This is a genomic window from Brachybacterium atlanticum (assembly GCF_025669985.1).
Classification (GTDB): domain Bacteria; phylum Actinomycetota; class Actinomycetes; order Actinomycetales; family Dermabacteraceae; genus Brachybacterium; species Brachybacterium conglomeratum.
In genome coordinates this window covers 24860-45448 of sequence record NZ_JAKJJW010000024.1, presented here as the reverse complement: position 1 = coordinate 45448, position 20589 = coordinate 24860, and the positions used below count along the sequence as shown (strand labels likewise).

Sequence of the window (20589 nt, the reverse complement as noted above, 5' to 3'; positions counted from 1 at the left end):
CGGGACGTGCCGGGCCCGGACGCTCAGAAGCCGGTGTCGGTGGGGCGCGGGTACACGGCGCGGTACTTGCGCACGAAGTTCAGGCCGGAGACGACCGAGTAGGCGCGCATCCACAGGCCCTCAGGACGGTACCGGAAGGGGTTGCGCAGCCCGCGCCGCGCCACACCTCGGACGTGCTCGCGCAGGGCGGGATCGCGCACATAGGAGAGCACGAGCCGCAGCGGCAGGATCGTGTAGAGGATCGGCCGGGTGACGCGCACCTGCGCGATGTCCCGGCCGTGCACCCGGTCCTCTACCACGTGCCGCGCCACCGGCTCGCCCGCGGCGGTGACGTAGTAGTTGTTCCGGCCGATGCGGGGGTTGATCTCGAAGAAGCACTCCCGGCCGGTGCGCGGGTCGACCTTCACGTCGAAGTTCGCGAAGCCCACGTAGTCCACATGGTCCAGGAAGCGCTCCGCGGCGGCGGTGAGGCTCGGGAAGTCGCCGGTGACCATTGCGGCGGGCCGGCCGAGCGCCTCGGGGGTGTGCTCGCCCAGCAGCACCTGCGCCGCGCACAGCAGCGTCACCCTCCCGCGGCTGGAGCGGTAGGCGGTGATCGAGCGCTGCGCGGTGTCGTCCCCCTCGATCAGCTCCTGGAACAGGAAGCGCCCGGTGAAGCCGGCCTCGTGCAGGGATCGCACGAGGGCCTGCTGCTCCTCCGCGGACTCGAGGAAGAACACCTTCTTCTTCCCGGGGAAGTCGACGTGGTGGTACTCGGCGGTGTTCGCGGCCTTGCCGACCACGGGATAGGACCATGGCAGCTCCTCGTGCCCGTTCCAGTCCGGCTCCCCGGCCCGGGAGAAGTCGACGATGACGGTGGGGACCGTGTCGATGCCGAGCTCCTCGCAGATCTCCGCGAACTCGGCCTTGTCCGCCAGGCGCGACAGCAGCTGGGCGTCGACCTGCGCGAGCAGGTAGTGCGGCTCCAGATCGGCGCGGAAGCGATCGATCAGCTCGATGAGGGAGTCCGCGTTGGTCAGCAGCAGCGCCGGCCGGCCGGCGGGGCGCTGGGCGGCCAGGTCGATCAGCGCATCGCGCAGGTCCTCGTCGCTCGCGTCGGCGCCGAGGGTGACGAGGTCCGTCGTGACCGTGCGCTCGTTCATCGCCACCGGGGTGCGCACCACGGTGGTGCAGCGCATCCCGTACTGGGCGTGGAAGGCGATGGTGAGGTTCAGGGAGTTCAGGCCGGCGCCGAGGACGACGACGTCGAACCCGGGATCGACCGGGGCGGAGGGCGAGCGCATGAGAGCGATCCTAGCGGGGAGGCGGGCTCCCGCCGCGCAGGGACGGGCCCTGCGCGGCCGGACGTGAGCACCGCGACTCACCGGCGATCCGCCGGCGGCGTCAGTGCTGCTCCTCCCCGGCGCAGCGGCGGCTCAGCGCCGACGCAGCCACACGGCGGCGTCGGCCGGGAGCCGGCCGGGCACGGGCTCGGCGGAGCCGACCAGCACCTCCGCGTCCGCGAGGTCGAGGCCGTCCGGTCCGGCGGGCAGGGGCAGCTCCTGCTCCGAGGTGTTCACCAGCACCACCACCTCGCCGCGCACCAGGCCCAGCAGGCCCTCGGGCAGGTCCTCGAGGAACTCCACCGGGGCGTCCGAGCGGCCCAGCCCGTGCTCCCTGCGCAGCGTGATCGCGGCGCGGTACATCTCCAGCGTCGACCCGGGCACGCCCTCCTGCGCATCCGCCGCCAGCCCCCCGAACTCCTCCGGCTGCGGCAGCCAGCTCTCGCCGGTGGGGGAGAAGCCGTACGCCGGGGCGTCCGCCCGCCAGGGCAGCGGCACGCGGCAGCCGTCGCGGCCGGGCACGCCGGCCCGAAGATGGGCGGGGTCCTCGCGCAGCGCGTCGGGGATCTCCGCGACCTCCGGCAGGCCCAGCTCCTCGCCCTGGTACAGGTAGGCGGCGCCCGGCAGGGACAGCATCAGCAGCGTCGCCGCGCGGGCGCGGGCCAGGCCCAGCGCCGTGTCCGGCGTCTCCTCGCGCCCCAGCCCCTCGCCGAAGCGGTAGCCGGGCGGGAAGCCGTAGCGGGTGGCGTGCCGGATCACGTCGTGGTTGGACAGCACCCAGGTGGTGGGCGCGCCCACGGCATCGGCCAGGGCCAGCGGCTTCTCGATCGCCGCCCGCATCGTCTCCACGCCCCAGGTGGCCTGGAGGAACCCGAAGTTGAAGGACTGGTGCGCCTCCTCGGGGCCGATGTACAGCGGCAGCCGGTGCTCGGGGATCCAGGCCTCCAGCACCATCATCCGCTCGCCCTCATAGGAGTCCAGGATCGGCCGCCACTCGCGGTAGATCTCCAGCACCCCGTCGTTGTCGAAGTAGATCGGCACCTCGCCCTCGGGGATGTCCAGCAGCCCCTCGGCGTTGACGGCGGCGTCCGGCAGCCCCTCGGGCTTGACCATCCCGTGGGCGACGTCCACGCGGAACCCGTCGGCCCCGCGATCCAGCCAGAACCGCAGCACATCCCGGAACAGGGCGTGCACGCGCGGGTTCTGCCAGTTCCAGTCCGGCTGGGAGGTGTCGAAGATGTGCAGGTACCACTGCCCGGGCGTGCCGTCCGCCTCGGTGACGCGGGTCCAGGCCTCGCCGTGGAAGATCGAGGTCCAGTTGTTCGGCGGCAGCTCGCCGTGCTCACCCCGGCCATCGGCGAACACGTACATGTCCCGCTCGGGGGAGCCGGGCCCGGCCGCCAGCGCCTGCTGGAACAGCTCGTGCTCGCTCGAGGAGTGGTTGGGGACGATGTCCACGATCACCTTCAGGCCCATCGCATGGGCGGAGGCGATGAGCTCGTCGGCATCGGCGAGCGAGCCGAAGCGCGGGTCCACGTCGCAGTAGTCGGCCACGTCGTAGCCGCCGTCGCGCTGCGGGGAGGTGTAGAAGGGCGAGAGCCAGAGGGCGTCCACGCCGAGCTCGCGCAGGTAGGGCAGGCGGGAGGTGACGCCGGGCAGGTCGCCCATGCCGTCGCCGTCCGCATCGGCGAAGGAGCGGGGATACACCTGGTAGACCACGGCGTCGCGCCACCATTCGGGGGCGCCGGCCTCCGGCTGCGCGGTCGCGCGGGCAGGCGAGGGGGTGATGGTCATGGTGTCCTTCCGATGGGGGCGGTGCGGGGCGCCGGGCCGACGGGGAGTGCCGGCCCGGAGGATTCGTGGAGTCTCAGACAGAGGTCGGTTCCGTGGCCGGTTCCGTGGTCGGCTCAGCAGCCAGCACGGTGGCGCCGGCCGCGGTGGCCTGCAGGTGCAGCAGCGGTCCGTCCGCGGCGGCGGTGGCGCCGCCGACGGCCGCCAGGGGATGGGCACCGGTCACGCCGGGCAGGGACCGCAGGTCCAAGGTGACGGGATCGTGGGCGTCCCGGGCCAGGTGCACGATGATGTCGCCGTCCGGGTGGGTGCGCACGAGCACAAGGGCGTCGTCCCCGGTGTGCAGCCAGCGCAGGCCGCCGCGGCGCAGGGCCGGGCGCTCGCGGCGCAGGCCCAGCAGGGTGCGGGTGGCCTCCAGCACCTCGGCATCGACCGGAAGATCTGCGTCCCCGGGATCACCCGCCTGCTCGGAGAGGGCGTCGATGGCGGCCCAGGGCATCGGGGTGCGGGCGTGCTCCCCGGTGAGGCCCTCGGCGCCGAGCTCGTCCCCGGCGAAGACGGTGGGCACCCCGGGAAGGGCCGCCAGGGCGGCGACGGAGGTGAGCTGGCGGCCGCGCTCGCCGACCACGGTGCGGGTGCGGGGCGTGTCGTGGCTGGAGAGCTGGTTCTGGGAGTGGAGGCGGGAGGGCCAGGGCATCTGCGCGTTGTAGTCGCGCAGGCTGCGGGAGACGGCACCGCCGGGCAGCCGCGGCGTCGTCATGGGCAGTCCCAGCCAGTTCAGGGCGCTGCCGGGCTCGGCCAGCCAGGCCCACAGGGGCCGGGTGAAGCCGGTGTAGTTCATGGTGCCGTGCCAGCCGTCGCCGTCCAGGTCCCCGGTGGCGTCGTGGCCGTGCTCGGCGACCAGCCAGGTGTCCCGGCCGGTGCGGGCGCGGACCCGGCGCAGGGTGCCACGCATCTCGCGGGCCACCTCGCGGGTGAGGTCCACCGCACCGTGGCGGCCGGTCATGTTGGCCACGTCGATGCGCCAGCCGTCGGCGAGCACGGGCTCGTCGAGGAATCGCGCGGTCACGGAGCCCTCGCCGCGCGTGAGGCGGGCGCGCAGGGCGGCGCTGCGCTGGTCGAGCTTGGGCAGGCTCGGCACGTCCAGCCAGCTCACGTAGCGGTCCGGGTGCTCGGTGAACAGGTAGTACCCGGCCTCTTCGCTCCCGGCATCGGCCTGGGCGGCGCGGAACCACTCGTGGGTGTCCCCGGTGTGGTTGGTGGTCAGGTCCAGCACCAGGCGCATACCGCGCGCGTGCAGCGCCTTCGAGAGCCGCACCAGGGCCTCCTCGCCGCCGAGCAGCGGATCGACCGCCTCGAAGGTGGAGGCGTCGTAGCGGTGCACGGAGCCGGCGGGGAAGATCGGGGTGAGGTAGACGGTGTCAGCGCCGAGGGAGGCGATGTGGTCCAGGCGCTCGATGATCCCGTCGAGGTCGCCGCCGTAGTACTGGGCGCCGGTGAGGTCGCCGCGCACGGCGGGCTCCTCGTCCCAGCGCATCGGCACCGCCCAGGCGGGCAGGTCCTCCGGGACGGGGCGGCCCTCGGCGTCCTCGGGGATGCGGGAGCTGCGGGCGAAGCGGTCGGGGAAGACCTGGTAGACGATCGCGTCGTCCACCCAGTCCGGGGCCGGCTCGTGCGCGACCAGGCGGAAGTCGGTGGCGTCGGAGACGTCCCAGGGCACCAGGCCGGCGGCGGTGAGCCAGGCGTAGGTGGGGACCGGGGCGCCGGAGGCGGTGCGGGCACCGGGCTCGGCGAGCACGGCGACGCGGTAGGGCACGACCGGGTTCGCGACGGTCAGGGTCGCTTCCCACCAGGTGCCGGTGCCGTCGGACGCGGAACGCGGGGTGAGGTCCCCGGTGAGGATCTCCCCGTCCACCACGGACCGCAGGGCCAGGGTGCGGGCCGGATAGGCGGCGGGCACCCAGACCCGCAGCGTGGCCTCCTGGCCGAGGCCCGCCCGCGGACCCGGCACGAAGGACGGGCCGGAGTCGTGGTGGGGCTGCTCGGTCAGGGGCACGCCGCTGGGCTCGATCGCGGGATCGACCGGCTGCGGGGCGGGGGAGGGGAGATCGCTCATCGGGAGGGTCCGTTCAGCCCTTCACGGCGCCGGCGGTGGAGCCGCCGACGATGTAGCGCTGCAGGAACTGGTACAGGATGATCACCGGCACCATGATCATCACCGAGCCGGCGGCGAAGACGCCCAGGTTGTTGGAGCGGTCGCCCTCGAGCATCCCGTACAGGCCCACGGCCAGGGTCTTGGTGTCGTTGCTGGTCAGGAAGATCGAGCCCAGCAGGAACTCGGAGAGCACACCCACCAGGGCCAGCAGGATGGTGGTGGCCAGGATCGGGGTGAGGGTGGGCAGCAGGATCTTGGTGAACACCTGCCAGTGGGAGCAGCCGTCGATGATGGCGGCCTCGTCCAGCTCCTTGGGCACGGTGTCGAAGAAGCCCTTGATCAGCCACACCTGGCCGAGCGAGCCGCCCAGCAGCACGATGATGTAGCCCGGCAGCGAGTCCAGACCCAGGAAGGGGATCGCCTTGCCCAGCCCGGAGACCATCGAGTAGACCGCGATCATCGCCAGGAACGCCGGGAACATCATCACCAGCAGCAGCGAGAGCAGGCCGATGCGGCGACCGGCGAATCGCAGGCGGCTGAAGGCGTAGGCGGCCAGGGTGGAGAGGAACACCTGCACCAGGGCGACGGTGCCGCACACGATGATCGTGTTCACGTACCAGCGCAGGAAGGGCCCGCGATCGCCCGCGATCAGGGACTCGTAGTGCACCAGGGAGAAGGCCTTGGGGATCAGGCCGGAGCTGGAGACGGTGCCCAGCGGGTTCACCGAGGCGGAGATGATGAACAGGATGGGGAACACCGCGAAGGCGACGGCGAGGATGCCGACGACGTGGCGCCACCCGACCTCGGCCATCCAGCGGCCGAAGGGCATCCGCCGCTGCGCGGTGACGGAGGTCTGCTGCGAAGTCTGCGTGCTCATGATCGGGCCGCCTCTCAGTTGACGTCTTCGAGGACGCTGGTGAACCGGAACTGGATCGCCGCGAGCACGCCGGTCAGCGCGAACAGGGCGACGGAGACGGCGGAGGCGAAGCCGAAGTCGGCCCCCGAGCCGCCGAAGGCGATGCGGTAGATCATCGAGATCAGGATGTCGGTGCCGCCGCGGGTGTACTCGCCCGGCAGGAACGGACCGCCCTCGGTGAGCAGCTCGATCGCGTTGAAGTTGTTGAAGTTGAAGGCGAAGGACGCCACCAGCAGCGGGGCCACGGCCACCAGCAGCAGCGGGGTCACCACCTTCACCGTGGTCTGGAAGCGGCTGGCGCCGTCGATGCGGGCCGCCTCCATCACGTCACCGGGGATCGCCTGCAGGGCGCCGGTGGAGACGATGAACATGTAGGGGAAGCCCATCCACAGGTTCGTCAGCAGGACCGCGACCTTGGCCATCGTCGGATCGCCCAGCCAGTTCACGTTGATGCCGAGGGTGGTGTTGATCAGGCCGAAATCCTGGTTGTAGAAGTTCGACCACACCAGCAGGGCGATGAAGCCCGGCACTGCGTAGGGCATCAGTAGGATCGAGCGGTACAGGCGGCGGCCCTTCAGCCGCTCGTCGTTGAGGATCAGCGCCAGGGCGAAGCCGACCACGAAGGTCAGCGCCACCGAGCCGAGGGCGAAGACCAGGGTCCAGACGAAGGCGGCGAGGAACTGGCGGGCGATGTTGGAGTCGGTGAACAGGCGCTGGTAGTTGGACCAGCCCACGTTCTGCAGCCAGGACTGGCTGAAGGCGCGCTCGCCGTTCTCGTTCACGAAGTACTCGGAGTCGCCCACGGTGCCGACCGCGTAGACCGCGCCCGTCTGGGTGTCGGTGATGGTGTCGGCGGCCTCGTCGTAGGTCAGCAGGGTGGTGCCCACGTAGGCCTGATTGGCGCCCTGCACCCGCACCGCGGAGTTCTCGTCGACGGGGACGGCGACCTCCTGCAGCGCGTTGTAGGCGTCGTTGACCTCGCGCGCCTCGAGGATCGTGTAGCCGGAGGCCTCGGTGACGTAGTTGTTCTCGACGGTGACGTCGGCGGCGGGCACCTGGGCCAGCTCGGTCTCCTCGTCGCCGGAGTAGACGACGCCGGTGGCGGGGTCCACCAGGAACAGGGTGAAGGGGCCCTCGACGGGGTCGCCCTGGGTGGCGACCGACATGTTGTACCAGGTGGAGTCGTCGGTCTGGACCACCGAATTGGCGATGATCGAGTTGACCGCCTGCTCCTTGGTGCCGCGGGTGCCGTCGCCGTAGTTGGTGAAGGAGTAGCCCACCGTGAGGATGATCGGGGTGATCAGGAAGACCGCGAGGAAGAAGGTGCCGGGGAAGAGGTACTTCCCGGGGATGAAGCGCTTCGTGGAGTAGATGACGAAGATCGCGATCGCGGCCAGGACCATCACGGCCAGCCACAGCCACTGCTGCTGCTGGATCATCAGCGGCACGGTGAAGGCGGTGACGGCGAGGACGGCGCCGAGGACGATGATGCGCACCAGGACCGCGGGGATCGAGGTGCTGCGCTCGCGGTGCACGGGCGGCAGGGGGCTGGACATGGCGACGGTGCCTTTCACGGGGTGGCGGGTGTGACCGGGCAGGTCGGTCGGACGGGGTGCGACGCCGTGATGTCGCACCCCGTCCGGGGGAGCCGGGGGAGCGGGCGTGCTGCCCGCTCCATGGCGGAGAGGGTCAGCCGATCTGGCTGGAGATCTGCTCGCCGGCGGAGGTCATGGTCGACTCGGCGTCCGCGCCGCCGACCAGGTTGGCCTCGGCCTGACCGAGCGGTTCCCAGATGGCGGCCATCTCGGGGATGGCGGGCATCGGGGAGGCGTCCCCGGCGTACTCGGCGATCTTCACGATCTCGGGGTAGTCGGCCGAGAGCTTCTCCTGCAGCTCGAGGTTCACCGGGGGCAGCTCGTTGCCGGCGAACATCGCCTCGGCGATGTCGGGGGAGGAGACCACGTCGGTGGCGAACTGCTGGGCGAAGCCCTGGTTGGCGCCGCTGGAGGCGACGAAGAAGGCGTTGACGCCGGCGAAGGGGACCGCCGGGTCCATGCCCTCGAAGCCGGGGACCTGGCTCATGGTGAAGTCGACCTCCGCGGTGCGGATGTCGGCCAGCGCCCAGGGGCCCGAGATCAGGTAGGCGGCGTTGCCGTCGGTGAACAGCGAGATCGCGTTGTCGTTGCTGATGGAGGTCTTCAGCACGCCCTGCTCGCCGAGCTCGATGATCTTCTCGGCCGCGGAGATCGAGCCCTCCTGGCCCACGCCCACGTCGGAGGGGTCGAGGTTGCCCTCGGAGTCCTCGCCGAAGAGGTAGCCGCCGCCGGAGGTGTAGAAGGGCTGCATGTGGTAGGCGTCGCCCTCCTCGCCGACCGGCAGGGACAGCACGTTCTCGGCGCCGCCGGCCTCGCCGGCCTCGACCAGCTCCTCCACGGTGGAAGGCTCGGGCACGTCGGTGAGCTCGTTGTTCGCGTAGAGCACCAGGGTCTCCACGGCGTAGGGGGCGCCGTAGGTCTGGCCGTCGTAGGTCACGGCCTCGAGGCCGACCGGGGCGATCGCGTCGGAGGCGCCGGAGGGCAGCTGCACCGGGGAGATGGCACTGTTCTGCACCAGGTTCCCGATCCAGTCGTGGGCGGCCACGATCATGTCGGGGCCGTTGCCGGCCTGGTTGGCGGTGATGAAGTTGCCCTGCAGATCGTCGGCGACGATCTGCACCGCGACGGTGAGGTTGTTGGCCTCGGCCCAGTCCTGCGCCGGGCCCTCGAGGGCGCCGGCCTTGACCTCGTCGGTCCAGATCACGAGGTCGGCATCGGCGCGCTCGGGCGCCGCGCCCTCGGAGGAGCCGCCCGCGTCCGAGCTGCCGGAGGAGCTGTCGGAACCGGAGTCGCTGCTGCCGCCGCAGGCGGCGAGGACACCGGTGGTGGCGGCGATGCCGCTCAGGGCGAGGAAGTTCTTGCGACGGATCTGCACGTCTTCTCCTTCGAATCGTGGTGCACCTGGCCGTCGGTGGCCGTGCGGATTGGGAGAAAATATAGATCCTGCCGCCGTCCTGTGCAAGAATCAGCAAGAACTTGCAGGACACGATTCGGACACGGTGCGTTGGCGCTCGTGACAAGGGGGGATGAGTGTGATGGCGCGACTCATCGATATCGCCAAGGCCGCCGGTGTGAGCGAGGCCACTGTCTCCCGGGTGCTCAACGGGCGATCCGGGGTCAACGAGGCCACCAGGCGTTCCGTGATCGAGACGGCCCGCCGGCTGGGGCGGGAGGTCGGCACCGCCGCCACCCGCACCGGGCCGCTGGTCGGGGTGCTGGTGCCCGACCTCGACAACCAGGTCTTCACCTCCTGGGCCGAGCGCATCGAGGCCGAGCTCTTCGCGCGCGGGGCCGACTGCCTGGTGGCCATGCGTGCCCGGACCGCTGAACGCGAGCGAGAGATCTTGCAGCGTTTCCTGTCGGTCGGGGTGGACGGCATCATCGTCGTCTCCGGGCACCACGCCCAGGAAGGTGGCCCCATCGACCACTACCGCGAGGTGACCGATACCGGGAGGCCCCTGGTGCTGGTCAACGGCGTGCGCCCGGACCTGGACGCCGCCTACCTGTCCACCGACGACGAGCACGCCGTGCGCGCCACCCTGCAGCACCTCGAGGACCTCGGTCACCGCCGCGTCGGCCTCGCGGTGGGGGACGAGCGCACCTGGCCGGTGCGCGAGAAGGTGCGGGTCTTCGAGGAGGCCTCCGCCGACAGCGACCGCGAGGAGCGCCCCGTCTCCTACACCGACTTCTCCTACGCCGGGGGCTACGAAGCCGCCCGCGACCTGGTCGCCCGCGGCGCCACCGCGATCATGTGCGGGTCCGACGTGATGGCCGCCGGCGCCCTGGAGGCCGTGCGCGCGATGGGCCTGACGATCCCGGGGGACGTCTCCGTGGTCGGCTACGACGACGTGTTCTGGTCGGCCCTGACGAACCCGCCGCTGACCACCATGCGCCAGGCCGTGCCCGCCCTGGCTCGCGCGGCCGTGCGCGCCGCGCTCAGTGGCGGCGAGGAGTCCCGTCGCCCCTCCCGCACCTTGGTGGTGGTGCGGCCGCAGCTCGTCGTCCGCGGCTCCACCGGCTCCGCCCCCGAAGCCTGACCCGGGGCCGCGGACCGGGGGCTTCCTCGCCCGGTCGGACGCCGCGAGCGACCCCGGCAACGCCGCACGGCACGGTATTCATCACCTGACTTCCATCCCTGGAAGGGAGCCGAGGAAAACCGGCTCCTCCGTCCGGATGTGCGATCATTTCGGGTCGCACTTACCTCGGTGGACGTGCTCACTGAACATGTTCACCACGGTCGGGGAGGTCCGATGCCTGGAAGACGGCACGCACAGCGCGCAGGGACGAGTCGGCGGGTGATCGCCGCACGATGCTGCCGTCCCGGAGGTCGAGGGGTACGAGCCGGAGACCACCGGGTATGGTGCGCTGGACGTCGTGGACGCCATGCTCGAGCTGGTCGATCCCTTCCTGGGAGCCTGTTCGCGCACCCCGAGCTGTCGCGGCCCCTTTGTCGCGATCCTCATGACGGGTCGCTATCCCTCCACCCTGTTCTCCGAGCTCCCTAATCGGCTCACCGCTGACTTCCGGGCTGTGCTGCCGTCCTGTCCGGGTCGTCCACTTCCTCGCAGCCGCCGCCTCCCACCTGCGGGCGCGCTTCCTCGGTCCCGCCTTCTGGGTGAACTGTCTGGGGATGCTGCTCCACTCCACCGCCGTGCTGGTGCTCTCCCTGGCCTGGTGAGGCACCCGACGATCCGGCCGTCGTCGGTCGCGTCGGAGGGGCGCGCCGGCGCCGATAGCATGGTGGGCATGACCGATACCGTCGCCGATGCGACCCCCGAAATCGCCCCCTCCAGCTACGACGCCGCCCAGCGGCGCAGCGACGCGATCTGGCAGAAGATCGAGAGCGACCCCAGCGGCCTGCGCATGCTCACCGGTGACCGGCCCACCGGCGCCCTGCACATCGGCCACTACTTCGGCTCCCTGCGCAACCGCGTCCGCCTGCAGCAGGCCGGCGTGGAGACCTGGGTGATCGTCGCCGACTACCAGGTGATCACCGACCGCGAGATCCTCGGCGACATCCAGGGCTCCGTGCGCGAGCTGCTCACCGACTACCTCGCCGTCGGCATCGACCCCGAGCGCGCCACGATCTTCACCCACTCGGCGGTGCCCGCCCTGAACCAGCTCATGCTGCCGTTCCTCTCGCTGGTCACCCAGCCGGAGCTGGAGCGGAACCCCACCGTCAAGGCCGAGCTGGCCGCCGCCGGGAAGTCCGCGATGGGCGGGCTCATGCTCACCTATCCCGTGCACCAGGCCGCGGACATCCTCTTCTGCCACGGGAACCTCGTGCCCGTCGGCAAGGACCAGCTGCCCCACATCGAGCAGACCCGCGTCATCGCCCGGCGCTTCAACGAGCGCTATGCGGGCGGCGAGGAGTACTTCCCCGAGCCCGATGCGCTGCTCTCCGAGTCGCCGACGATCCTGGGGTTTGACGGCGAGAACAAGATGAGCAAGTCGCTGGGCAACACCGTCATGCTGCGGATGGACGAGGCCGAGACGATCAAGAAGATCAAGAAGGCCAAGACCGACGCCGACCGGCAGATCACCTACGACCCCGAGAACCGCCCCGAGGTCGCGAACCTGCTCACGATCGCCGCGCAGTCCACCGGCCGCACCCCCGAGGACATCGCCGAGGAGATCGGCGACCGCGGCGCGGGGACCCTGAAGATCTTCACCGCCGAGGCCCTGAACGCCCACCTCGCCCCGCTGCGCGCCCGCCGCGCCGAGCTCGAGCAGGATCCCGGTTACCTGATGCAGGTGCTGCGCGCCGGCAACGAGCGCGCGAACGCCGCGGCCGACGAGACCCTCCAGCGCGTGCGCGAGTTCATGGGGATGGTCTACTGACCGCTCCTGCCCAGGGACGGGCCCGTGACCTGCGCAGGCGGGCCACGGGCCCGTCCTCGTCCGCGGCCCGCGCCCGGGCGGGCGCGCCCGGTGCCGGCTCAGAAACGGCTCGAGCTGCCCGCCCCGGAGAACCCGCCGCCGGAGTAGCCCGTCACGCCGCCGCCTCCCGAGGAGGGCGAGCGGTGCGTCTCGAGCGCGGAGCCGGACTCCTGGTGCCAGCTCGAATACCACAGCACGGGGCTGAGCTGCCAGAGGCCCGGTGACGTCCCGGGGGCCAGCGCGTGACGTCGGGCGCGCAGGGAGCGGTACTCCCCGCCGTCCGCGTCCTCGAAGGCGTCGCGCAGCACCTCGCGCTCGTCATCGTCCTCGGCGAGCACGTCGATGCGGTGCTCGGCAAGCTCCTCGACCGCGGCCGAGAGCTCCCGGGTGAGGGTGTCGAGCTCCTCGAGGGCCGAGTCGGGATCGATCGCGTCGTCCTCGAGTCGAGCGGTGAGCCGATCCAGCTCGCGGGCGATCCCGTCGCCGAGCGTCAGCAGACGGTCCGCGGATGCCTGCTCGGCGGTGCTCATCTCCCCGCGGTCCTCCTCGACCTCCCCGAGGGCGGCGAGGGAGTCGCGCAGCGGTTCGAGCTCCCGGTCCCAGACTGCTCGCCATTCCCCGCTGCGATGGAGCAGATCGGCGGCGGCGAGGATGTCGTCGTCGGCGTCGTCGAGCCGTTCCACCACGCGCTCGAAGTCCGCGGCCGTCGCCCGCTCGCGGCCGCGCAGGCCCCACGCCCAGGGGCGCTCCGCAGGCTCTGGGAGGGCGGCGCGGAGCCGGGCCGCCTCCTCGAGGTCCTGGGAGAACCGCTCGTGGGCGAGAACCGCAGCCTGCGCGTAGGCGGAGTGCTCGGGAAGAGTGCGCGCCGCGGCGTCGGTGATCGCGCGCTTGGTCAGGACGTCCCGGTGTCGAGGCAGGGCACGATCCACCCGGCGCCGTGCTGCGAGACGCAGCCCGAGGGTCGAGACCGCCGCGACGACGGCTCCGACCACGACGGCCGCTGCGGCGACGAGCGCGGCGGGATGACGCCACCAGGGACGGTGCAGGAGTGAGGCGTACTTCTTCGCACCCGCCTCGAGCGATCCGTCCCAGTCCGCGTCCCGGGCGGGATGGCGCATCGCGTCCTGGACCGCCTCGAAGTCGCTCTCCGAGAGCTTCACGTCCTCGCCGGCATAGGAGCCCAGGAAGCGGTTGTTCGGATCCAGGGCGAGGATCACCGTCCCGTCGGCCCAGTGCGAGCCGTCGGCGGAGAGCAGCGAGGGGTCGGAGCTGCGGGCGTGGTCGAGCACCGCGTCGTTCAGCGCCCTGTCGTCCGCCGGGTCCAGGCCGTGCTCGGTGACGTCCAGGACGAGCACGATCAGGCGCACCTCGGTGCGGAAGTCGATCTCCGCGAGGCGGTGCTCGAGGATCTCCGGGTCCACGGAGCGGGTGGTGTCGGTGACCTCGACGGAGGCCGGCGGCTCGGCACGTGCGGGTGCGGGGGCGAGCGCCGCCGGCAGGAGGACGGCCAGGAGCGCGAGCAGCAGCAGTTTTCTCGAGGGACGGCGGGTGCGGGGTGCGCCGAGAGCGGCGGAGGACGGACGCGACGTGGACATGGGGCGACCGTAACGGCTCGACCGGCGGGAAGGGGGACGACCTCCGTCGGTGTCGGGCCCTCCTCCTGTCGACCTGCGGAAGAACCCTGGGAGTCTCCGCGGCCGCTCCCGTCAGCCGCTCCCGTCGGCGTCCCGTGGGTCGCCCGTCGAACTCCCGAACCCTTCACGCCCCGCCCCGTTATGATCGACGCAAGAAACCCTTGGCCCTGCACCGTGCGGGGCCCGACGAGGAGGTACCGCATGCCCGTCTACGAGAACGTCTCCGATCTGGTGGGTCGCACCCCGCTGGTGAAGCTCAACCGCCTGGGCGACGACGTCCGCGCGACCGTCCTGGCCAAGCTCGAGTTCTACAACCCCGCCAACTCCGTCAAGGACCGCATCGGCGTGGCCATGATCGATGCCGCGGAGAAGTCCGGCGAGCTGAAGCCCGGCGGGACCATCGTCGAGGCGACCTCCGGCAACACCGGCATCGCGCTGGCCATGATCGGAGGCTCCCGCGGCTACAAGGTCGTCCTCACCATGCCCGAGTCGATGTCCAAGGAGCGGCGGATGCTGCTGCGCGCCTACGGCGCCGAGCTGGTCCTCACCGAGGCCGCCAAGGGCATGAAGGGCGCGGTCGAGAAGGCCGAGGAGATCGCGGCGGAGACCGGCGCCGTGCAGGTCAAGCAGTTCGACAACCCCGCGAACCTCGACATCCACCGCCGCACCACCGCCGAGGAGATCTGGGCGGACACCGAGGGCGAGGTCGACGCGGTCGTCGCCGGCATCGGCACCGGCGGCACCATCTCCGGCATCGGCCAGGTGCTCAAGGAGCGCAAGGGCGAGGTGAAGGTCTTCGCCGTCGAGCCCGAGGAGTCCGCGATCCTCAACGGCGGCCAGCCCGGCCCCCACAAGATCCAGGGCATCGGCGCGAACTTCGTGCCCTCGATCCTGGACCGCGAGGTCTACGACGAGGTGCTCGACATCGACGCCGAGACTGCGATGGAGCGGGCCCGCTCCGTGGCCCGCGGCGAGGGCCTGCTGGTGGGCATCTCCTCCGGCGCCGCGATCGAGGCCGCCGCCCGCGTCGGCGCCCGTGAGGAGTTCGCCGGGAAGACCATCGTGGTGATCGTGCCCTCCTTCGGCGAGCGTTACCTCTCCACGCCGCTGTTCGCGCAGTACGCGGACTGAGGAAGGACGCCATGGCCGCCCTGGACCGGGTGATGGGCGTCGTCGCGAGCGTCCGGGAGGACCTCGCGGCGGCGCACCGCCGCGACCCTGCGGCGACCGACGACCTCGCGATCCTGCTGACCTCCCCGGGGCTGCACGCGATCTGGACCCACCGCGTGGCGCATCGGCTCTGGGCGCGGGGGGCGAGGCTGCCCGCCCTCGTCCTCGCCCAGGGCTCGCGCTCGGTGACCGGCATCGAGATCCATCCCGGCGCCATGATCGGCCGGCGCTTCTTCATCGACCACGGCATGGGCGTGGTGATCGGCGAGACCGCCGAGGTGGGCGACGACGTGATGCTCTACCACGGCGTGACCCTCGGCGGCCGGTCGATGGAGCGGGTCAAGCGCCATCCCACGGTCGGCGACGGCGTGGTGATCGGGGCCGGTGCCCGGGTGCTCGGCCCGATCACCCTCGGCGAGGGCTCCCAGGTCGGGGCCAACGCCGTGGTCGTCAAGGACGTCCCGGCCCGGGCGACCGCGGTCGGCATCCCGGCGACGATCCGCCCCGAGGCCGCGCATCCCGAGGAGCACACCGACCCGGCGATCTGGATCTGATCCGGTGCCGACGACCCGCGGGGCCCTGGCCTCGCGGGTCGCGCGCGCCCGCCGGGACCGCTGCGCTCAGGCGCCGAAGGGATCGAGGAACGAGGTCCCGCCGACGCGGTGGAGGCGACGCTCCCAGGCGGGCAGCACCTCGTGCGCGTCCTCGGTCAGGACGTGGTCGAACAGCTCCGAGGAGCCGTGCGGAGGAGCGATGTCCACCAGCACCGTCGTCGCCCCGTGCTCCCGGGCCAGCGGCGCGAGCTGCGCCGCGGGGAAGACGACCCCGCTGGTGCCGACGACGACGAGGAGATCCGCACGCTGCGCGAGGCGCATGGCGAGCTCGAGCTGCGCGGAGGGCAGCTGCTCGTCGAAGAGCACCACGTCCGGGCGGGTCGGCTCCCCGCAGCGCGGGCAGTGACCGGGCACGCCGTGGTCCTCGGGGGAGGACCCCTCGCCCGGTGCGAGCACCGCCCGCCAGTCGCAGCGCCGCCCCAGGCACACCGCGTGCAGGGCGCTGCCGTGGAGCTCGGCGACGACCTCGCTGCCCGCGGCCTGGTGCAGCCCGTCGACGTTCTGGGTGATCACCGGCGCACCGAGGCGGGCGATCGCCCGGTGCCCCGGCGTGGGGCCGTGCGCGAGCGCGATCGAGGCCATCCGCCCCCACACGGCCCACAGCTGCGGCAGCGAGCCCGGCAGCAGCGAGGCGTGCATCGCCCGCTCGGTCTCCGGCTCGAGCGCCCACAGGCCCTCCGGGCCGCGGAAGGTGCCCAGCCCCGTGCGGGCGCTGAGCCCGGAGCCCGTGAGGAAGACGACCTCACGGTGCTCCGGTCCCGGGACGAAGGGAGCGGCCGTGCTCACCACTCCTCGTGCTCGCGGGAGTCCCAGGCGGCGTCCTCCCCGAGGTCGAGGGAGGCCAGCAGCGCACGGTCCTCGTCGTCCAGGGAGATCCCCTCGAGCGTCGCGTTGGTGCGCTGACGGGTCGGGTCCTGCGACTTCGGGATCACGACGATGTCCTGGTCCACGGCCCAGCGCAGCGAGATCTGCGAGGTGCTCACGCCGTGCTTCTCGGCGACGCGGCGCAGCGCGAACTGCTCGCCGAGGCCCTCGCGGCCGCCGAGCGGGCCCCAGGCCTGGGTGACGATGCCGTGCTCGCGATGGAAGGCGACGGCTTCCCGCCGCTGCAGGGCGGGGGAGAGCTGGATCTGGTTCACCTCGGGCACGACGCCGGTCTCGTCGATCAGCCGCTGCAGCTGCTCGGGGCGGAAGTTCGAGACGCCGATGTGCTGGGTCAGGCCCTGCTCCTTCAGCTCGACGAGGGTGCGCCAGGTGTCCAGGGCGAGGCCCCGCGACGGGTTCGGCCAGTGGATGAGGGTCAGGGCCACGCGGGGCAGGCCCAGGCGGCGCAGCGAGCCGAGCAGGCCCTCGCGGGCCTCCTCCCGGCCCTGGTCGCCGCCGGCGATCTTGGTGGTGATCAGCGCCTCGTCGGGGTCCAGGCCGCTGTCGCGCAGGCCCTGGCCGACGGCGGCCTCGTTGCCGTACTGGGCGGCGGTGTCGACGAGCCGGTAGCCGGCGCGCAGCGCCGCCGCGACCGCGTCGGCGCCGCCCGTGCCCTTCATGCCGGAGGTGCCGAAGCCGACCAGCGGGAAGACGGTGCCGTCGGCGAGGGCGGTGGTGGGGATGGACAGCTCGGACACGGATCCTCCTGGATGACGGTGACGGGTGCTCCCAGCGTATCGATCATCCCGCCCCGGTGCTCTGCTAGCGTCCGGCAGGACGAGGACGTCGACCCGCGAGGAGAGCGCAGCATGAGCAGCACCGGCACGGCCCCGACCCCGGAGGCGGCCCCCGCCGCGGGCGCACACGGGGTGCACGACGAGATCTCGCCGCTGCGCACCGTCCTCGTCCACCGACCCGGCCGCGAGCTCGAGCGGCTCACCCCGGACACCCGCGAGGAGCTGCTCTTCGACGAGGTGCTGTGGCGGGACCGCGCCGAGGCGCAGCACGACGAGTTCACCCGCCTCCTGGGCGACCAGGGGGTCGAGGTCCTCCAGCTGCGGGACCTGCTCGTCGACATCGTGCGCGACGCGGGGCTGCGGGAGCACCTGCTCGCCCGCGCCCTCGACCCCGCCGTGCTCGGCGACATCGCCGTCCAGGACCTGCGCGGAGGGCTCGCCGACCTCGAGGCCGAGGCGCTCGTGGACGTGCTGATCGGCGGGATCACCGTCGGCGAGCTGAGGTCGCTCGGGGCGGAGCCGCGCTCGATCGCGCTGCAGCGGGTGGGGGAGGAGCACCTCGTGCTCGACCCGCTGCCCAACCACCTGTTCACCCGCGACACCTCCGCTTGGATCGGCGACGTGGTCTCGGTCGGCGCCATGCGACGCTCGGCCCGGCGGCGGGAGAGCCTCCACCTGGAGATGGTCTACCGCCACCATCCGCGCTTCGCCGGGCCCGGCGGTCCGCGCCGCCTGCTCGGCCGCGACGGCGCCGGGGCGGCGAGCGTCGAGGGCGGCGACGTGATGATGCTGTCCCCGCGCACGGTCGCGATCGGGATGTCGGAGCGCACCAGCGCCGTCGGCGTCGAGCGCCTGGCCGCCGCCCTCCTCGCCGACGACGCGGTGGACCGGGTGATCGCGATCGCGCTGCCCCACCGCCGCGCGATGATGCACCTGGACACCGTCACGACCGTCGTCGACGAGGAATCGATGCTCCGCTTCGGGCCCCTGCCGGCGCTGGAGACCTTCGAGATCGAGCGGCTCGGCGACCGGCTGGTCTCCCGGGCGCGGTCGGCCGACGAGATGGACGCCGTGCTCGCCCGCGGGCTCGGGGTCCCCTCCCTGCGGGTGCTCACCCCGCCGCTGGACGCCTACGCCGCCGCGCGCGAGCAGTGGGACGACGGGTGCAACGTGCTCGCCCTCGCACCGGGGAGGGTCATCGCCTACGAGCGGGCCGCGGCGACCAACGACTACCTCCGCGCCCAGGGGGTGGAGGTGCTCGAGTTCGCGGGCGACGAGCTGGGGCGCGGTCGGGGCGGTCCGCGCTGCATGAGCTGCCCCGTAGCACGCGGCTGAGCACCGTCGCGGCTGATCGCCGACGCGGCTGAGCGTCGCCGTCGCTGAGCGCGGCGCCCTCAGCGGCGCGTCGGGGGCGGCGGGTCCTCAGCGGTCTGCAGGGTCGTCTCCTGGGCGGGCAGCGGCTCGCGCAGCGAGCGCTCCAGCAGCAGCTGCTGGGTGCCGAACTCCTCGAGCCCCTTGCGCACCGTGAACCCGAGCTTGCGCAGCAGGGCGACGCTGCGCTTGTTGCGGGTCTGGCTGATCGCGATGACGACCTCGTCCGCGAGCTCGCGGCGCGCCCAGTCCAGCAGCGCGATGCAGGACTCCGCGGCGTAGCCCAGGCCGGTCCATTCGGGCAGCAGCGCGTAGGACAGCTCCAGCTCCCCGCGGTCGTAGTCCAGCGTGATCGAGCCGATCATCGTGTCGTCCTCGGCCAGGGCGAGCACCCAGCGCCCCCACGTGATGCCCAGCGGGGAGAGCTCGAGCGCCTGGCGGGAGGCGTAGTCCACGGCGCCGCCGAGGTACTCGCGGGTGACCGGGTCGGTCATCAGCCGGATCAGCGCGGTGCGGTCGCCGTCGCCCGGCGGCCGGATCACGAGTCGGGGACTGCGGATCCGGACGGGCCACTCGGCGGTGCCTTCCTTCGTCACGACCACCACGGTACAAGCACCGGGCCGGTCGCGCCCGTCGGGGTCCGCGTCTCCGTGGCGACGGGGTGCGACGAGGACCGCGAGGCGTGTCCGGGTTCGGTATGGTGACTCTGCGGCACATCGGTGTGCCGCCGAGCGTCGGTGCCCGGTCCCGCACCGGGCCTCGCGAGTCGGTCGTGACGAACATTCACGCAGTCCCCGGACGAGTAGGAGCACCATGGTCGACCAGGACCTTCGCAGCACGGCACTGGAGGCGGTCCACGAGTCGCTCGGAGCGACGTTCACGGATTTCGCGGGATGGCGGATGCCGGTCCGCTACGACTCGGACCTCGCCGAGCACAGGGCGGTGCGCGAGAGCGCAGGCCTCTTCGACCTCAGCCACATGGGCGAGATCCACCTGCGCGGGCCGCAGGCGGGCGAGGCCCTCGACCACGCCATGGCCGGCAAGCTCTCCGCCGTGGCCGTCGGCCGGGCGAAGTACACCCTGCTCCTGACGGAGCAGGGCGGGGTGATCGACGACGTGATCGTCTACCGGCTCGCCGAGGACCACTTCCTCGTCGTCGCCAACGCCTCCAATGCCGTCGTCGACGCCGAGGAGATCCGTGCCCGCGTCGCGGGCTTCGACGTCGAGGTCGACGACGCCTCGGACCGCACCTCCCTGATCGCGGTGCAGGGCCCCGCCAGTGAGCAGATCCTGCTGGACCTGCTGGTCGTCGAGGACTCCGCCGTCGAGGGCGTCACCGCCGAGGACATCACCTCGATGAAGTACTACCGCTTCGCCGAGGGCACCTACCGCGGCGGCGACCTGCTCGTGGCCCGCACCGGCTACACCGGCGAGGACGGCTTCGAGCTGTACGTCGGCGACGACTCCGCCGAGGAGCTCTGGAAGGCCCTCACCGCCGTCGGCGGGGACCGCATCGTGCCCTGCGGCCTCGCCTGCCGCGACACCCTCCGCCTCGAGGCCGGCATGCCGCTGTACGGCAACGAGCTGAGCCGGGACCTGCTGCCCGCCCAGGCGGGCATGGGCCGCGTCGTCGCGCTCTCCTCCAAGGGCGACTTCGTCGGCCGGGAAGCCACCGAGGCGGCGCAGACCGAGGTACTGCCCGTCCTGGTGGGCCTCGCGGCCGAGGGCCGCCGGGCCGCCCGCGCCGGCTCCGCCGTCCGCGACGGGGAGGGGAACGAGATCGGCGCCGTCACCTCCGGCGTGCTCTCGCCGACCCTCGGCCATCCCATCGCGCTGGCCTACATCGACTCCTCCCACCGCGAGGTCGGCACCGAGCTGGTGGTCGACGTGCGCGGCAAGGACCTGCCGGTCCGCGTCGTCGAGACGCCCTTCTACCGCCGCGGCTGAGCGGCTCCGAGTTCCCCGACCGTCCCCAGGAAG

The 20589-nt window shown here is 72.2% G+C and carries 16 protein-coding genes; 6 read left to right on the top strand and 10 right to left on the bottom strand.

Features of this window, described 5'->3' with window-relative positions:
* Positions 1-23 precede the first annotated feature (23 nt).
* The 6 genes from L3K22_RS11985 to L3K22_RS11960 form a co-directional block, all read right to left on the bottom strand.
* Complete coding sequence (locus tag L3K22_RS11985; protein WP_263311569.1) at positions 24-1283, bottom strand: carboxylate--amine ligase; 1260 nt, start codon at positions 1281-1283, stop codon at positions 24-26.
* A gap of 132 nt (positions 1284-1415) precedes the next feature.
* Entirely contained in the window at positions 1416-3116 is a 1701-nt protein-coding gene (locus tag L3K22_RS11980; RefSeq protein WP_263311568.1) for a glycoside hydrolase family 13 protein, read from the bottom strand.
* Positions 3117-3189: 73 nt separating this feature from the next.
* Positions 3190-5229 (bottom strand): glycoside hydrolase family 13 protein, encoded by a 2040-nt coding sequence (locus L3K22_RS11975; RefSeq protein WP_263311567.1) that lies wholly within the window; start codon positions 5227-5229, stop codon positions 3190-3192.
* A 13-nt stretch (positions 5230-5242) separates the two neighbouring features.
* Positions 5243-6145 (bottom strand): sugar ABC transporter permease, encoded by a 903-nt coding sequence (locus tag L3K22_RS11970; protein ID WP_263311566.1) that lies wholly within the window; start codon positions 6143-6145, stop codon positions 5243-5245.
* A 14-nt stretch (positions 6146-6159) separates the two neighbouring features.
* Positions 6160-7740 (bottom strand): ABC transporter permease subunit, encoded by a 1581-nt coding sequence (locus tag L3K22_RS11965; protein WP_263311565.1) that lies wholly within the window; start codon positions 7738-7740, stop codon positions 6160-6162.
* A 133-nt stretch (positions 7741-7873) separates the two neighbouring features.
* Positions 7874-9154 (bottom strand): sugar ABC transporter substrate-binding protein, encoded by a 1281-nt coding sequence (locus L3K22_RS11960; RefSeq protein WP_263311564.1) that lies wholly within the window; start codon positions 9152-9154, stop codon positions 7874-7876.
* A 160-nt stretch (positions 9155-9314) separates the two neighbouring features.
* Between L3K22_RS11960 and L3K22_RS11955 the strand changes: the two genes are divergently transcribed.
* Both L3K22_RS11955 and trpS read left to right on the top strand, forming a co-directional pair.
* Positions 9315-10316 (top strand): LacI family DNA-binding transcriptional regulator, encoded by a 1002-nt coding sequence (locus L3K22_RS11955; protein ID WP_263311563.1) that lies wholly within the window; start codon positions 9315-9317, stop codon positions 10314-10316.
* A gap of 709 nt (positions 10317-11025) precedes the next feature.
* Positions 11026-12120, top strand: coding sequence for a tryptophan--tRNA ligase (gene trpS / locus L3K22_RS11950; protein WP_263311562.1), 1095 nt, complete (start codon positions 11026-11028; stop codon positions 12118-12120).
* Positions 12121-12218: 98 nt separating this feature from the next.
* Here the strand turns inward: trpS and L3K22_RS11945 are convergent, their stop codons facing one another.
* Positions 12219-13754 carry a DUF5129 domain-containing protein gene (locus L3K22_RS11945; RefSeq protein WP_263311561.1) on the bottom strand — a complete coding sequence of 512 codons (1536 nt, stop codon included), beginning with the start codon at positions 13752-13754 and terminating at the stop codon, positions 12219-12221.
* 240 nt (positions 13755-13994) lie between these two features.
* Between L3K22_RS11945 and cysK the strand changes: the two genes are divergently transcribed.
* Both cysK and epsC read left to right on the top strand, forming a co-directional pair.
* Entirely contained in the window at positions 13995-14924 is a 930-nt protein-coding gene (gene cysK / locus L3K22_RS11940; RefSeq protein ID WP_263311560.1) for a cysteine synthase A, read from the top strand.
* Between the two features lie 11 nt (positions 14925-14935).
* Positions 14936-15517, top strand: a complete 582-nt coding sequence (gene epsC, locus L3K22_RS11935) for a serine O-acetyltransferase EpsC (protein WP_263311559.1) — start codon at positions 14936-14938, stop codon at positions 15515-15517.
* 66 nt (positions 15518-15583) lie between these two features.
* Here epsC and L3K22_RS11930 read toward each other — a convergent pair whose 3' ends face one another.
* Both L3K22_RS11930 and L3K22_RS11925 read right to left on the bottom strand, forming a co-directional pair.
* A complete protein-coding gene (locus L3K22_RS11930; protein WP_263311558.1) occupies positions 15584-16363 on the bottom strand; it encodes an SIR2 family NAD-dependent protein deacylase in 780 nt (259 codons plus the stop codon).
* Positions 16360-17199, bottom strand: coding sequence for an aldo/keto reductase (locus L3K22_RS11925; RefSeq protein ID WP_263311557.1), 840 nt, complete (start codon positions 17197-17199; stop codon positions 16360-16362). Before L3K22_RS11925 ends, L3K22_RS11930 begins: the two co-directional genes overlap by 4 nt.
* Before the next feature lie 111 nt (positions 17200-17310).
* Between L3K22_RS11925 and L3K22_RS11920 the strand changes: the two genes are divergently transcribed.
* Positions 17311-18573: an arginine deiminase gene (locus L3K22_RS11920; RefSeq protein WP_263311556.1), complete on the top strand. Its 1263-nt coding sequence runs from the start codon at positions 17311-17313 to the stop codon at positions 18571-18573.
* 59 nt (positions 18574-18632) lie between these two features.
* On the opposite strand, the gene L3K22_RS11915 is transcribed toward L3K22_RS11920, so the two are convergent.
* On the bottom strand, positions 18633-19205 hold the full coding sequence (locus L3K22_RS11915; RefSeq protein WP_263311555.1) for a GNAT family N-acetyltransferase: 573 nt from the start codon (positions 19203-19205) through the stop codon (positions 18633-18635).
* 217 nt (positions 19206-19422) lie between these two features.
* On the opposite strand from L3K22_RS11915, the gene gcvT reads away from it, so the two are divergent.
* Positions 19423-20556: a glycine cleavage system aminomethyltransferase GcvT gene (gene gcvT / locus L3K22_RS11910; RefSeq protein WP_263311554.1), complete on the top strand. Its 1134-nt coding sequence runs from the start codon at positions 19423-19425 to the stop codon at positions 20554-20556.
* Positions 20557-20589 lie beyond the last annotated feature (33 nt).